Below are 13,746 nucleotides of genomic sequence, written 5' to 3'. Positions count from 1 at the left end.
CACATCGGCGAGGCGATCAGGGGACTCGGCGCCATGGCGACGGGACGCCGTATCGACGCATGGCCCGGCCGCGCACTCGATGATCTCGGGGAAAGCGCCCCTAAAACCGCGCCGGTAGCGTCGTTTCTCCCGAGATCAACGGGAAGGTGCTAGCGCTCCACCTCGCCCGCGATGAAGCGCTCGACGCGGTCGTGCGCCTCGCTGTCGGAGTACTGCTCCGGCGGGGACTTCATGAAGTAGGAGGAGGCCGACAGGATCGGCCCGCCGATGCCCCGGTCCTTGGCGATCTTGGCGGCGCGGATCGCGTCGATGATGATCCCGGCGGAGTTGGGGGAGTCCCACACCTCCAGCTTGTACTCCAGGTTCAGCGGCACGTCGCCGAACGCGCGCCCCTCCAGCCGGATGTAGGCCATCTTGCGGTCGTCCAGCCACGGCACGTGGTCCGACGGGCCGATGTGCACCGCGCCCGCGTTCAGCTCGTGCGGGATCTGCGAGGTGACCGACTGGGTCTTGGAGGTCTTCTTGGACTCCAGGCGCTCGCGCTCGAGCATGTTCTTGAAGTCCATGTTGCCGCCGAAGTTGAGCTGGTATGTCCGGTCGACGACGACGCCGCGGTCCTCGAACAGCTTGGACATCACGCGGTGCGTGATGGTGGCGCCCACCTGGGACTTGATGTCGTCGCCGACGATCGGCACGCCCGCGGCCTCGAACCTGGCCGCCCACTCCGGGTCGGAGGCGATGAACACCGGCAGCGCGTTGACGAACGCGACCCCCGCGTCCAGCGCGCACTGGGCGTAGAACCGGTCGGCCTCCTCCGAGCCCACCGGCAGGTAGCTCACCAGCACGTCGGCCTTGGCGGCCTTGAGCGCGGCGACCACGTCGACGGCGTCGTCGGTGGACTCCTCGATGGTCTCCCGGTAGTAGCGGCCCAGGCCGTCGAACGTCGGCCCGCGCTGCACGGTCACACCGGTCGGCGGCACGTCGCAGATCTTGATGGTGTTGTTCTCGCTGGCCGAGATGGCGTCCGACAGGTCGTGGCCCACCTTCTTGGCGTCCACGTCGAAGGCCGCGACGAACTCCACGTCCCGCACGTGGTACGGCCCGAACTCGACGTGCATGAGGCCGGGGACCCGGGTCTGCGGGTCGGCGTCCCGGTAGTAGTGGACGCCTTGGACGAGCGACGCCGCACAGTTGCCGACGCCCACGACGGCTACGCGTACCGAACCCATTGGTCCTTGCTCCTTCTGATCCGTTGACGTGGAATGCGCGGCGCCCTCAGGACGCCCCGCGGTGCGGCCCTGGGCCGCCTCACCGCCGGCGCCCGCCCGGGGGCGCGGTGCCCCGGGGCGGGGCGGGGGCACCGGTGCCGCCACCGGCGCCCCCGTCCCGCCCGGCGCACCACCGCTCCCGTTCGATCAGGCCGTCGAGCCAGTCCACCTCGCGCTGGACGGTCTCGGCGCGGTGCCGGTGCAGTTCGTAGGTGTAGGGGTCGCCCCCCTCGGACAGGCCCGCCATCCGGTCGTGCAGCCCCTGCAGCCGCTGCAGCATCCGGTCCCGGCGCCCGCCGAGGATGCGCAGGCGGACGTCGGAGCCGAGGCGGCCGAAGAGGGTGAAGCGCACGCCGAAGCAGTCGTCGTCGTTCTCCGCCGGGGCGCTCGCGGAGAGCAGGCCGTCCAGGGCGGCCCGGCCCTGGTCGGTGAGGCGGTAGACGATGCGCGACCGCTTGCCCCGCGCGGCCTGCTGCGGCTCGGCGGCGGCCACGAGGCCGTGCTCCAGCAGCTCCTTCAGGCAGGGGTAGAGCGACCCGTAGGAGAACGCCCGGAAGGCGCCCAGGTCCCGGTTGAGACGCTTGCGCAGCTCGTAGCCGTGCATGGGGGCCTCGGACAGGTGGCCGAGGACGGCGAGGTCGAGGACCCGCGCCCTGCGCGTGCTCACCGCCGCACCTCCTTCGACCGGTTCCCGGCGCCGTCTCCCGCGCGGCCGCTCCGCCGCGCATTGACGACAGCTTCGGCGGCGGCCGTTCTGTTCCCGGCGCCCCCCGCCGGGTGTGGAACGTGAACATACACGTGCTTTATGCGCGTATGACTATATCCAGTCGATATAGGTCCCTCGGTGCTCGGTGGGCGATACGGGGTCTACCCGCCGAGGTGACGTAGTATTTCCGCGACCGTTTCTCAACCTGAACGAGATGTCGGCCCCATGTGAGGCGTCCCCCGCCGACAGTGAGCGCCGCGCGGCGGAGACAGGCCCCCTCCTCCTGGCTCCCGCGGGCGAGTGAGGATGCTTGTGAACAAGGGACGCCAGGAGGCGCGGGGCGCGGCCCGGGGGCACCGGATCCCCACGTGGCGCCGTGTCCTGCACTGGGTGCTGATGACGCTCTCCGCCCTCGTCGTCGCGGGGGCCGCGGCCTTCACGGTCGCCTACGCGCTCACGCCCGAACCGTCGAAGCTGCAGCCCCAGGGCGACGCCGCCGTCTCCGCCTCAGAGATCCACTACGCCGACGGGTCCAAGGCGACGAGCACCGGCGCCGTCAACCGCACCAAGGTGACCAGGGACCAGATCCCCGACACCGTCATCAACGGCGTCCTGGGCGCCGAACAGCGCAACTTCTACAAGACGCCGGGCGTCTCCATCTCCGGGACCACACGCGCCGTCCTCAGCGGCGGCGAGTCGGGCGGCGGGTCGACCATCACCCAGCAGATGGCCCGCAACTACTACGACGGCCTCTCCCAGGAGCGCACCTACACGCGCAAGATCAAGGAGATCTTCATCTCCTTGAAGGTCGCCCGGCGCATGAGCCCGGACGAGATCATCACCCAGTACCTGAACACCGTGTACTTCGGCCGCAACGCCTACGGCGTCGAGGCCGCCGCGCAGGCCTACTTCGGCAAGGACGTTCAGGACCTCGACCAGGCCGAGGGCGCCTTCATCGGTGCGCTCATCCAGCGCCCCAGCGACTTCACCGACCCCGAGCCCGGGTCGCAGGCCGAGAAGGACCTCCACGAGCGCTGGCAGTACGCGGTCGACGGCGCCGTGAAGGCGCACCAGGTCGATCCCGAGCACGGCATCACCCAGGAGGAGGCCGACTCCCTGGAGTTCCCCGAGACGATCCCCTGGGAACCGGGCGCCTCGTCCTCCGACCCCTCCGAGGGGTACATCCGCGACGCCGTGGTGAAGGAGCTCCAAGACCGGTACGACCTGACCGACCAGCAGATCGCCACCGGCGGCTACGAGGTCCAGACCTCCCTGGACAAGGACCTCATGAAGGCCGCGGGGGACGCCTTCACCGAGACCCTGGGCGAGGTGCCCGAGGGGACCGTCGAAGGGCTCGCCGCGGTGGAGCCGGAGACCGGCGAGATCAAGGCCTTCCACGGCGGAAGCGACCCGGTCAACGAAACCGACAACTCGCTCGTGCAGCGCGCGCAGGCCGGATCGGCGTTCAAGCCCTACGCGCTGGCGGCCGGGCTGGAGGACGGCAAGAGCCTCAACAGCGTCTACGACGGCAGCTCGCCCCAGTCCTTCCCCGGGCTGACGGCACCGGTGCGCAACGACTCCGGCAGGAGCTACGGCCCCGTCAGCCTGCTGGAGGCGACGGAGAACTCGGTCAACACCGCCTACGTGGGGCTGACGGTCGACATCGGCGCGCAGAAGGTGCAGGACGCCGCCAAGGCGGCGGGGATCCCCGAGCAGCAGTTCGAGACCGCCGGCCTCGGCCCGAACATCGCGCTGGGCACCTACCAGGTGACCGCGCTCGACCAGGCGTCCGGGTTCGCGACCTTCGCCAACGAAGGCGTGCACATGCCCCGCCACATGGTCACCGGGGTGAAGGGCGGTGACGGCGAGCTCACCCCCACGGACGCCGCGCAGTTGGAGACCGGGACGCGCGCCTTCGGCGAGGGCGTCGCCGCCGACGCCACCTACGCCATGGAGCAGGTCGTGGACGGCGGGACCGGATCGTCGGCGGCGCTGTCCGACGGCCGCCCGGCGGCGGGCAAGACCGGCACCACCGACAGCGCCAAGGCGACCTGGTTCGTGGGCTACACGCCGCAGCTCTCGGTGGCGGTCGGGCTCAGCAGGGCCGACGGGCAGCCGTTGCAGCTGCCCGGCGTCGGCGCGGTCTACGGCGGCACCACCTCCGCGCTGGTCTGGAAGGACTTCATGGAGACGGCGATGCAGGGGCAGCCGGTACGGGAGTTCCCCGAGCCGGTGTGGGGCGGCGGGGGCGGCCAGGACACCCCCGTCCAGCCGCAGGAGCCCCAGCGGACCCAGCAGGACACGCCGACCCGCGAGCCGCAGGACACCCCGCAGGACACGCCGACCGACGAGCCGACCTCCGACGGCGGTGGCGGCGACGGGGACGACGGCGGCGGCACGGAGTCGCCCGACACCGGGGACGGCGGCGACGGGGGGACCGGAGGCGGCGACGGCGGGACGGACGGCGGCACCGGCGGCGACGGGGGCGACTCGGGGACCGGCGGTGGCGACGGCGGTACCGGCGGTGACGGCGGGTCCGACGGCGGCGCGGAGGGCGGCGGCGGAGGGGGCGCCTCGCTCCTCGACTCGGGGGCGTGACGCCCCGGCCGGACGCGCCTGTTGTCTGGATCACTTTCGCAAAGCGCGGGCACCGCCCGCGCTTTGCCTTTTCTTTACCGCGATTACCCTGCGCAGACGGGAGGAGTCGGGCTCTTCGTGTGCGGGTCCCTCCCCCGGCGGGCGGCCACCGAGTACGCTGCGTGCCGAGCCCCCGAGTTGTCCGTACCGTGACCCGCTCCGGGGCGTCGCAGGGTAACCTCGCGGCTCGGGTTGTGCTATATGGCGCCGTGCCCTTAGCGTGGCGCCTGCTTTACCCGGGGGCGGCGCGGACGCACGCGAACGCGGGGCGCGCCCGCGGCCCGAGACCGTCTCCAGTGAGGTCCAGCGACAGGAGGAAGCCGAGGACCACGTATTCCGGTCGACCGGAAAACCCCGCCCCAGGGCGGCGCGTCCCCTATACGGGCGCAGCCCCTCGGGCGCGACCGGCCGGAACCGTATCCCCCATGGGGCCGCCGAGCCCCGCTCCTACCCGAGTCGTCAGGCCGTACGGCCGTAGATCAGCAATCGAGGACGCGTGAGTACCGAAAGACGACGTAACGCCGGCGGCGGCCGCCGGCGGGCCTCGGGCCCGTCGGGCGACGCGCCGCGCGGAAGCGGCGGCAGGCGCCGGGCCGCCGGCCCGGCCGCGGACGAACGCGCCGTCGGGCGCCGCCGGGACGACGGCGGCGACAGCGGCTTCTGGGACGACGAGCGGCCGCGCCGCCGCTCCGAGGGCGCGCGCTCGGAGGGGCCGCGCTCCGGCGGCCGGCGCCGGCCGCAGCAGGACGACCGCGGACGCTCCCACGGGGCCCGCTCCGGGGGCGCCCGCCGCTCGGGCGGGGGCGGGGGAGGCGGACGCCGCCGCCCGCCGTCCCGCGACGAGCACGACGACCGCGGGCCCATCCGCCGCTTCTGGTCCAAGGCCTGGAAGCCGCTGCTGATCACCACCGGTGTGCTCTTCATCGGCGGGGTCGCCGCGTTCTTCATCGCGCTCGCCCTCGCCCCCGACCCGGGCGAGATGAAGGCCCAGGCCGAGGCCACGCAGAAGGCCACGGTCATCTCCTACGCGGGCAAGGACGGCGAGGCCGGCGACGAGATCGTCACCACCGGCGACATCAACCGCCAGCCGGTGTCCTACGACGAGATCCCCGACACCGTCATCAACGGGGTCCTCGGCACCGAGCAGCGCACCTTCCCCAGCGACGGCGGCATCTCCATCACCGGCACCATGCGCGCCGTGCTCAGCGGCGGCGGCGCCGGCGGCGGGTCGACCATCACCCAGCAGATGGCCCGCAACTACTACGACACCCTCACGCGCGACCAGACCATCGCGCGCAAGGCCAAGGAGATCCTGATCTCCATCAAGCTGGGCCAGAAGCTCGAGAAGGAACAGATCATCGAGCAGTACCTGAACACCATCTACTTCGGCCGCGGGGCCTACGGGGTGCAGGCCGCCTCGCAGGCCTACTTCGGCAAGGACGTTCAGGACCTCGACCAGGCCGAGGGCGCCTTCATCGGCGCGATCATCCAGCAGCCGGGCAACTTCGAGAACTTCGAGGCCGACCCCAAGATCGAGGAGATCCTCAAGGAGCGCTGGGAGAACGACTCGGTCCACGGCATGGTCCTGATGAACCAGGACTACCCCGACTACGGCATCACCCAGGCCGAGGCCGACAAGCTGGAGTTCCCCGAGACGATCCCGTACTCGCCTGGCGAGGACCTGACCGAGGGGCACAAGGGCTACGTCCGCGACGCGGTCATGAAGGAACTCGAGGACCGCTACAACCTGAACGCCCAGCAGATCGCCACCGGCGGGCTCCGGGTCACCACCTCCCTCGACGCCAAGATGATGAACAAGGCCGACAAGGTCTTCGGCGAGGTCCTTCCCGAGGGGATGCCGGAGGACACCAACTACGCCCTGACCTCCATCGACCCCGCCACCGGCGAGATCAAGGCCTTCCGCGGCGGAACGGACTTCACCCAGGACGCCAACAACTCCCTGAGCGAACGCGCCCAGGCGGGTTCGGCGTTCAAGCCCTACGTGCTGGCCACCGGGCTCACCCAGGGCATCAGCCTGGAGAGCGAGTTCGACGGCTCCTCCCCGCAGAAGTTCGAGGGGATCGAAGGCGAGATCCAGAACGACAGCAACCGGGACTGGGGCGTCGTCGACCTGACGGAGTCCACCAAGCACTCGGTGAACACCTCCTTCGTCCAGCTCGCCATCGACGTGACGCCCCCGGCCGTCGTGGAGACCGCCAAGGCGGCGGGCATCGCCGAGCAGCAGTTCGAGACCGCCGACATGGGCCCGAACATCGCGCTGGGCACCTACCAGGTGACCGCGAAGGACCAGGCCACCGGGTACGCCACCTTCGCCAACGGCGGCGTGCACATTCCGGCGCACATGGTCACCAAGGTGGAGAAGCCCAACCCCGAGGGCGAGTACGAGGAGATCCAGCCCAACGACGCCGACCAGCTGGAGAAGGGCGAGCGCGCCTTCAGCGCGGACGTGGCGGCCGACGCCACCTACGCCATGCAGCAGGTCGTCTCGCCCGACGGCGGCGGCAAGAACGCCATGCTCGACGACGGCCGCCCCGTGGCGGGCAAGACCGGTACCTCCAACCAGGCCAAGTCGGCCTGGTTCGCGGGGTACACCCCGCAGCTGGCCACGGCGGTCGGACTCTTCCGCGACAGCGGCGAGCAGATCGAGATCCCGGGCGAGGCCGACGTATACGGTGGTACGACCTCGGCCAAGGTCTGGAAGGAGTTCATGGAGACGGCGATGGAGGGCAAGCCGGTGAAGCAGTTCCCCGAGCCCGCCCACGTCGGCACCAAGCAGGACTCCCTCCCGGCCACCCCGACGCCGACCCAGCAGCCGACCCAGCAGCCCACCGAGCAGCCCACCGAGCAGCCCACGGGACGGCCCACCGAGCAGCCCACGGGTCAGCCGTCGGGCCCGCCGACGCCTCCGGGCGACGGGGAGTGCCCGGACTGGTGGCCCAACTGCAACGGCGGGGGTCCGGGCGGCGACGAACCGACCGAGACGCCCGACCCCGACAACCCCGGCGGTGACGACGGGAACAACGGCGGCGGCAACGACGACGGCGGGATCTTCGGCCGGAGAGACGACTAGCCGACAGGAGTGATGTGACCTCCACGTCCGGAGGCGCCGGACACCCGAGTGCCGGCGGCGGTCAGGCGACCGCCGCCGGCACTCGGCGTATTCCGGCCGGAGAAGCAGAACAGGCGGACGGCACGGCTGCGCGGGGCGCAACCGGGGACGCCGTCCCGTGGGCGGCGCTCGCGGGGCTCGGTGCCCTCGGAGCGGTCCTCGGCTACCTCGCCAAGTACCCGTGCAGGTTCGGGGGCGCGTGGCTGGACGGGGGGCAGTACGCCGCCGCCTGCTACAGCGACGTCTTCCCCCTCTACTACCGGGACGGGCTCGACCAGGGGCTCGTGCCCTACATCGACAAGCCCGTGGAGTACCCCGTGCTCACGGGCGGGCTGATGCACCTCGTCGCGCGCGCGGTGTCCGGGCTGCCCGACACCATCACGCGCGCGCTGGCCTACTTCGACGTGACCGCCCTGGTCATGGGGGTGTGCCTGACCGCCACCGTCCTGGCGACGGGGTGGCTCGCAGGGCGCGGGGGCGTGCACCCGCCCGAAGGCGCCGCCTTCGACCGGGGCCGGGCCCTGCTCGCCGGGGGCGCCACCGCGCTCGTCCCCGCGGGGGTGCTCACCGCCTACATCAACTGGGACCACCTGGCCGTCGCCCTGTTCACGGTCGGGCTGGCCCTCTACGCGCGCGGGGGCCGCTGGCAGTGGGGCGGGGGAGCCCTCATCGGGCTGGCGGTGGCCGCCAAGTTCTACCCGTTCCTGGTCTTCGGGCCGATCCTCGTCCTCGTCCTGCGCCGCCTCCTCGGGCGCGGCGGGCTCGCCGCCGGGGACCTCCTGCGCCCCCTGGGCGGGGCCGCCGCCGCGTGGGCGGCCGTCAACGCCCCGGTGGCCCTGGCCGCCCCCGAGGGGTGGGCGACCTTCTTCGCCTTCAGCCGGGAGCGCGGCACCGACTGGGGATCGGTCTACTACGTCCTGGGCGGCCACGGCCTCGTCGACAGCGCCGACCACGACCTGGTGAACACCTTCGGCACCGTGGGCCTGGCCGCGGCCTGCGCACTGATCGCCGTCCTCGGCGTCGCGGCCCGCCGCCCGCCCCGCCTGGAGCAGCTCCTGCTGCTGACCGTGGCCGCCTTCCTGATCACCAACAAGGTGTGGTCGCCCCAGTTCGTCCTCTGGCTCATCCCGCTCGCGGTGCTCGCCTGGCCGCGCAACCTGGGCACCTGGCCGCCGGTCGCGGCGTTCGCGCTGTGGCAGGCGGCGGAGGTCGGCTACTTCTTCGGGATCTGGCAGCACCTGCTGCACACGACGGCCGCGGCCCAGGGCGTCGAGGCCGGGCTGGCCTTCGGGGGGTACGCGCTGCTGTCCCTGGGCCGCCTGACCACCCTGGCGGTGCTGTGCGGGGTGACCGTGGCCGACATCACGGCGGCGGGGCGCCGGGCCGCGGACCCCGCCTCCGGAGCCGCCGCCGGACCCGGTATCGGAACCGGTGCCGAATCCGGGGGCGGTCCGGGGCGAGGGCCCTGGACAGCACCCGGCGAAGGCGGCGAATCGGCCCCTTGACGGCTGGTAATCTTGGCGTTCGTCTGGCTCAACAGCCCTCCTGCCATGGAGAGACCATGGCCGCGACAGTCCAGAGGAGGTACGACGGCAATGCGTCGTTACGAAGTGATGGTCATCCTCGACCCGAACCTCGATGAGCGCACGGTCGCCCCGTCGCTCGACAAGTTCCTCGCGGTGGTCCGCAACGACGGCGGCTCCGTGGAGAAGGTCGACGTCTGGGGCAAGCGCCGCCTCTCCTACGACATCGAGAAGAACACCGACGGCATCTACGCGGTGATCGACCTGTCGGCCGAGCCCGCCACGGTCAAGGAGCTGGACCGCCAGCTCAACCTGACCGAGTCCGTCCTGCGCACCAAGGTCCTCCGCCCCGAGGTCCACTAGGTCCGCGCGCCCGCGTCGGCGCCCCGCACGCCTGATCCGAACCGATAGGAATCCGGAGCCTTCCATGGCAGGCGAGACCCAGATCACGCTCGTCGGCAACCTCGTCGACGACCCTGAGCTGCGATTCACCCCCAGCGGGGCCGCGGTCGCGAACTTCCGCGTCGCCTCCACACCGCGCGTCTTCGACCGCCAGAGCGGCGAGTGGAAGGACGGCGAGGCCATGTTCCTCAGCTGCGCGGTGTGGCGCCAGTACGCGGAGAACGTGGCCGAGAGCCTCCAGCGCGGTATGCGCGTCATCGTCCAGGGGCGCTTGAAGCAGCGCTCCTACGAGACCAAGGAGGGCGAGAAGCGCACCGTCTTCGAGATCGACGTCGAGGAGGTCGGGCCCACGCTGCGCTACGCCACCGCCAAGGTGGCCCGCGCGCAGCGCCAGGGCGGCGGCCAGGGCGGCGGTTTCGGCGGCGGCGGTGGCGGGGGCTTCGGCGGCCAGCAGGGCGGCGGATACGGCAACCAGGGGGGCGGCTTCGGTGGCCCCCAGGGCGGCCGCTCCGGCCCTCCGGCCGACGACCCCTGGGCGACCAACGGCGGTGGCGGCGGCTTCGGCGGCGGCGGGTTCTCCGACGAGCCCCCGTTCTAGCCCGGCCCCGCGACGGCCACCCCAGTCCGAACAGACCATCCCCGGACGAATCCGGGGCTCTTGACAAAGGAGCACCACGATGGCGAAGCCGGCAGCACGCAAGCCCAAGAAGAAGGTTTGCCTCTTCTGCCAGGAGAAGGCGTCCTACATCGACTACAAGGACACCACTCTGCTGCGCAAGTTCATCTCCGACCGCGGCAAGATCCGTGCCCGCCGCGTCACCGGCAACTGCACGCAGCACCAGCGCGACGTCGCGACGGCGATCAAGAACGCCCGCGAGATGGCGCTGCTGCCCTACACCAGCACCGCTCGCTAAACGGGGAATTCCGAGGGAGGTTTTAGTCGTGAAGCTGATTCTGACCCACGAGGTCGACGGTCTCGGTGCCCCCGGCGACGTCGTCGAGGTGAAGGACGGCTACGGCCGCAACTACCTGCTTCCGCGCGGGGTCGCCATCCGGTGGACCCGCGGCGGCCAGAAGCAGATCGACTCGATCCGCCGCGCCCGCCAGGCCCGCGACATCCGCACCCTGGAGGAGGCCGAGCAGATCGCCGAGCGGCTGCGCTCGCTCCGTGTGGAGCTGGGCCGGCGCGCCGGCGACGGCGGCCGCCTGTTCGGGTCGGTCAACGCCGCGGACGTCGCCGAGGCGGTCACGGCCGCCGGCGGCCCGCAGGTCGACAAGCGCCGTATCGAGATCCGCAACCCGATCAAGTCGGTCGGTGAGCACAAGGTGCGTATCCGCCTGCACCCCGAGGTGTCGGCCACCATCGCGCTGGAGGTCGTCGGCGACTAGTCCGCCGCGCCCGTGAGGCCCCGCCCCCGCACCGCGGGCGCGGGGCCTTCGTTCGGACACGCCGCATTGCCCATAGTGATTCTTTGATCACTATTTGTAACTTATCGTGGCCTGTGGGCACGTCGCCCCACAGGAAGGATGAGGCCGACATGGGCAGTCACGAGCAGGAGTCCCCGCACCCGATGGGCCTGACCCGGCGCGGGGCGGTCCGGGCCGGAGCGCTGGCCGCCGGAGCGGTGCTGCTCGGCGGCGCGGCGGACCTGGCGGCCCCGGCGCCCGCGCTGGCCGTCGCCGCCCCCAAGGTCTACACCCGCTCCGACTGGGGAGCGCGGAAGGCGAGGCGCGCCGCGACGGTCACCGGGGCGCCCGACCACATCGTCGTCCACCACACCGCCACGGCGAACAGCACCGACTACTCCAAGAGCCACGCGGCGGCGCTCTCCCGGGCCATACAGCGCCACCACATGGACTCCAACGGCTGGGACGACACCGGGCAGCAGTTCACCATCTCGCGCGGCGGCCACATCATGGAGGGCCGCAACCGCAGCCTGGCGGCCGTGCGCGACGGGCGGCACGCCGTCGGCGCCCACACCGCGAACCACAACTCGCACACCGTGGGCATCGAGAACGAGGGGCTGTACACCTCGGCCACGCCCACCAGGGCGCTCATGGCGGCGCTCGCCGACACCTGTGCGTGGCTGTGCCTGGTGTACGGGCTGGACCCGGCCAAGAGCATCGTCGGACACCGCGACTACAACGCCACGAGCTGTCCGGGCGACCGGCTGTACGGGATGCTCCCCGACCTGCGCAGGGACGTCGCCTCGCGGATGCGCACCGCTCAGCAGCGGCTGGAGCTGCTCAGTCTTGCCGAACTGCCCGAGGAGCACCTGCCGACCTACCCGGCGGTGCCGACGGGGGAGCGGGCGGCGCCCTACTACCACGGTCCGGCGCTCGGCGAGCGCGACGCGGTGCGGGCGGCGGACGCCGACGCCGACACCGACGCCGACGGCCGGGGAGACGGCGGGACCGGAGAGGGCCTACCCGGGGAGGACGCCTGACGGGACCGGCGGGCAGGTCGGCCCGGCACACGCCCCCGGGCCGGCCGGCGGCGTCAGTCGCGCGTCGACCCCAGCACCACCCACGCGCCGCCGCGGGCGCGCAGCCCCAGGGTGATGCCGCGTGCGGCCATCCACACCCCGAACGCGAGCCACAGCCGCAGCAGCGCGTCGGGGGAGCCCGGGGGCGTCGTCCACAGCACCACCGCGGCGCACGGGAGGAAGGCCAGCATCGTCCAGAAGCTGGCCCAGGCGAGGTAGCGCTGGTCCCCGGCGCCCATGAGGATGCCGTCGAGCACCATGACCACCCCGCTCAGCGGCTGCAGCAGCGCCACCACCAGCAGGGCGGAGACGATCAGCGCCGCCACCCGGGCGTCGGAGGTGAACGGCACCGGTGCCCACGGGCGCACCGCCAGCACCAGCACCGTGAACACGGCGCCGATCATGACGCCCCACTCCACCATGCGGCGGGTGGCGGCCCGCGCCCCCTTGGCGTCCGAGGCGCCCAGGTAGCGGCCGATGATCGCCTGCGCCGCCACCGCGATCGCGTCCATCGCGAACACAAGCAGCGACCAGAGCTGGAAGGCGACCTGCTGGGCCGCGATCTCCTGGTCGCCCATGCGGGCGGCCACCGCCGTGGTGACCACCAGCACCACCCGCAGCGACACCGTCCGGACGAACAGCGCCGCCCCGGCGGCCGCGGACGCCTTCACCCCGGAGGGGTCGGGCGCCAGGGACACCCCTTCGCGGCGGGCGGCCCGGACCACCACCGCGAGGTAGACGGCGGCGCCGCCCCACTGCGCCATGACCGTCGCCCAGGCCGACCCGGCGATGCCCGTGTCCAGGACGAGCACCAGCAGCGCGGCCAGCCCGGCGTTCACCGCGGCGGTGCCCACCGACACCAGCAGCGGCGTGCGGGCGTCCTGCAGCCCGCGCAGCACCCCCGTCCCGGCCATGACCAGCAGCAGCGCGGGGGCGCTGAGCAGGCTGATCCGCAGGTAGGTGAGCGCGTAGGGGGCGACGGCGTCCGAGGCGCCGAGCGCCCCGACCAGCCAGGGGCCGCCGGCGTACCCGGCCGCGGCCACCGCGGCGCCGATGATCAGCGCCAGCCACAGGCCGTCGACGCCGCTGCGCAGCCCTTCGCGCACCTGCCCGGCGCCGAACCGTCGGGCGACCGCCGCGGTGGTGCCGTAGGCCAGGAAGATGCACAGGTTGGCCAGGGTCATCAGGATCTGCCCGGCGACCCCGAGGCCGCCGAGCGGGCGGGTGCCCAGGGTGCCGACGATCGCGGTGTCGGTGAGCAGCAGCAGCGGCTCGGCGATGAGCGCGAAGAAGGTGGGGACGGCGAGGCGGAGGATCTCGCGGTCGTGCGGGTGGCGGAAGGGAGGCGCGGACAGTGGTGCGGACATGGCCCGGCCACGCTACCGGACACGTGTTCGAGGTGGGGGACCGGCGTCCACGGTGTGTCGAACGCCCTGTGGAAAACCTGTGGACGAAGATGTGTGCGGTTTCTTTCACGCACAGGCGGTGCATAAGGTTTTCGCAGCTCATACCGTATGTGCGGGGAGTGCACAGGAGTTATCCACAGGCGTTGTGCACAAGCTATCCGCAGGAACTCCGCACTCGTCCACAGGAT

11 protein-coding genes are annotated in these 13,746 nt (G+C 72.1%); 8 read left to right on the top strand and 3 right to left on the bottom strand.

The window, feature by feature from the left end:
* Positions 1-149: 149 nt before the first annotated feature.
* Together O4J56_RS11115 and O4J56_RS11110 are read right to left on the bottom strand one after the other, a co-directional pair.
* Positions 150-1,229, bottom strand: coding sequence for an inositol-3-phosphate synthase (locus tag O4J56_RS11115; protein WP_270685644.1), 1,080 nt, complete (start codon positions 1,227-1,229; stop codon positions 150-152).
* 79 nt (positions 1,230-1,308) lie between these two features.
* A complete protein-coding gene (locus O4J56_RS11110; protein ID WP_270685643.1) occupies positions 1,309-1,935 on the bottom strand; it encodes a PadR family transcriptional regulator in 627 nt (208 codons plus the stop codon).
* A gap of 351 nt (positions 1,936-2,286) precedes the next feature.
* On the opposite strand from O4J56_RS11110, the gene O4J56_RS11105 reads away from it, so the two are divergent.
* From O4J56_RS11105 to O4J56_RS11070, 8 genes are all read left to right on the top strand, one after another.
* The gene (locus O4J56_RS11105) at positions 2,287-4,572 is read left to right on the top strand and encodes a transglycosylase domain-containing protein (RefSeq protein WP_270685642.1); all 2,286 of its coding nucleotides are present in this window, start codon (positions 2,287-2,289) and stop codon (positions 4,570-4,572) included.
* A gap of 535 nt (positions 4,573-5,107) precedes the next feature.
* Positions 5,108-7,702, top strand: a complete 2,595-nt coding sequence (locus O4J56_RS11100) for a transglycosylase domain-containing protein (RefSeq protein WP_270685641.1) — start codon at positions 5,108-5,110, stop codon at positions 7,700-7,702.
* A 14-nt stretch (positions 7,703-7,716) separates the two neighbouring features.
* Positions 7,717-9,246: a glycosyltransferase family 87 protein gene (locus O4J56_RS11095; protein ID WP_270685640.1), complete on the top strand. Its 1,530-nt coding sequence runs from the start codon at positions 7,717-7,719 to the stop codon at positions 9,244-9,246.
* A 90-nt stretch (positions 9,247-9,336) separates the two neighbouring features.
* Positions 9,337-9,627 (top strand): 30S ribosomal protein S6, encoded by a 291-nt coding sequence (gene rpsF, locus O4J56_RS11090; protein WP_026123554.1) that lies wholly within the window; start codon positions 9,337-9,339, stop codon positions 9,625-9,627.
* A 64-nt stretch (positions 9,628-9,691) separates the two neighbouring features.
* Positions 9,692-10,264, top strand: coding sequence for a single-stranded DNA-binding protein (locus O4J56_RS11085; RefSeq protein ID WP_270685639.1), 573 nt, complete (start codon positions 9,692-9,694; stop codon positions 10,262-10,264).
* A gap of 79 nt (positions 10,265-10,343) precedes the next feature.
* On the top strand, positions 10,344-10,580 hold the full coding sequence (gene rpsR, locus O4J56_RS11080; RefSeq protein WP_017539584.1) for a 30S ribosomal protein S18: 237 nt from the start codon (positions 10,344-10,346) through the stop codon (positions 10,578-10,580).
* A gap of 28 nt (positions 10,581-10,608) precedes the next feature.
* Complete coding sequence (gene rplI, locus O4J56_RS11075; RefSeq protein ID WP_270685638.1) at positions 10,609-11,055, top strand: 50S ribosomal protein L9; 447 nt, start codon at positions 10,609-10,611, stop codon at positions 11,053-11,055.
* A 149-nt stretch (positions 11,056-11,204) separates the two neighbouring features.
* Positions 11,205-12,113: a peptidoglycan recognition protein family protein gene (locus O4J56_RS11070; protein WP_270685637.1), complete on the top strand. Its 909-nt coding sequence runs from the start codon at positions 11,205-11,207 to the stop codon at positions 12,111-12,113.
* A 53-nt stretch (positions 12,114-12,166) separates the two neighbouring features.
* Here O4J56_RS11070 and O4J56_RS11065 read toward each other — a convergent pair whose 3' ends face one another.
* On the bottom strand, positions 12,167-13,519 hold the full coding sequence (locus O4J56_RS11065) for an MATE family efflux transporter (protein WP_270685636.1): 1,353 nt from the start codon (positions 13,517-13,519) through the stop codon (positions 12,167-12,169).
* Positions 13,520-13,746 lie beyond the last annotated feature (227 nt).

It is taken from the genome of Nocardiopsis endophytica, from assembly GCF_027706725.1.
Taxonomy (GTDB): Bacteria; Actinomycetota; Actinomycetes; order Streptosporangiales; family Streptosporangiaceae; genus Nocardiopsis_A; species Nocardiopsis_A endophytica.
Note: the sequence above shows the minus strand (reverse complement) of the source record. Positions and strands in the feature narration are given on the sequence as shown.

Excerpts from the sequence above, each read along its gene's own strand:
- rpsF (WP_026123554.1), top strand. The coding sequence starts at position 9,337 with ATGCGTCGTTACGAAGTGATGGTCATCCTCGACCCGAACCTCGATGAG.
- O4J56_RS11070 (WP_270685637.1), top strand. The coding sequence starts at position 11,205 with ATGGGCAGTCACGAGCAGGAGTCCCCGCACCCGATGGGCCTGACCCGG.
- rpsR (WP_017539584.1), top strand. The coding sequence starts at position 10,344 with ATGGCGAAGCCGGCAGCACGCAAGCCCAAGAAGAAGGTTTGCCTCTTC.
- O4J56_RS11085 (WP_270685639.1), top strand. The coding sequence starts at position 9,692 with ATGGCAGGCGAGACCCAGATCACGCTCGTCGGCAACCTCGTCGACGAC.
- O4J56_RS11115 (WP_270685644.1), bottom strand. The coding sequence starts at position 1,229 with ATGGGTTCGGTACGCGTAGCCGTCGTGGGCGTCGGCAACTGTGCGGCG.
- O4J56_RS11065 (WP_270685636.1), bottom strand. The coding sequence starts at position 13,519 with ATGTCCGCACCACTGTCCGCGCCTCCCTTCCGCCACCCGCACGACCGC.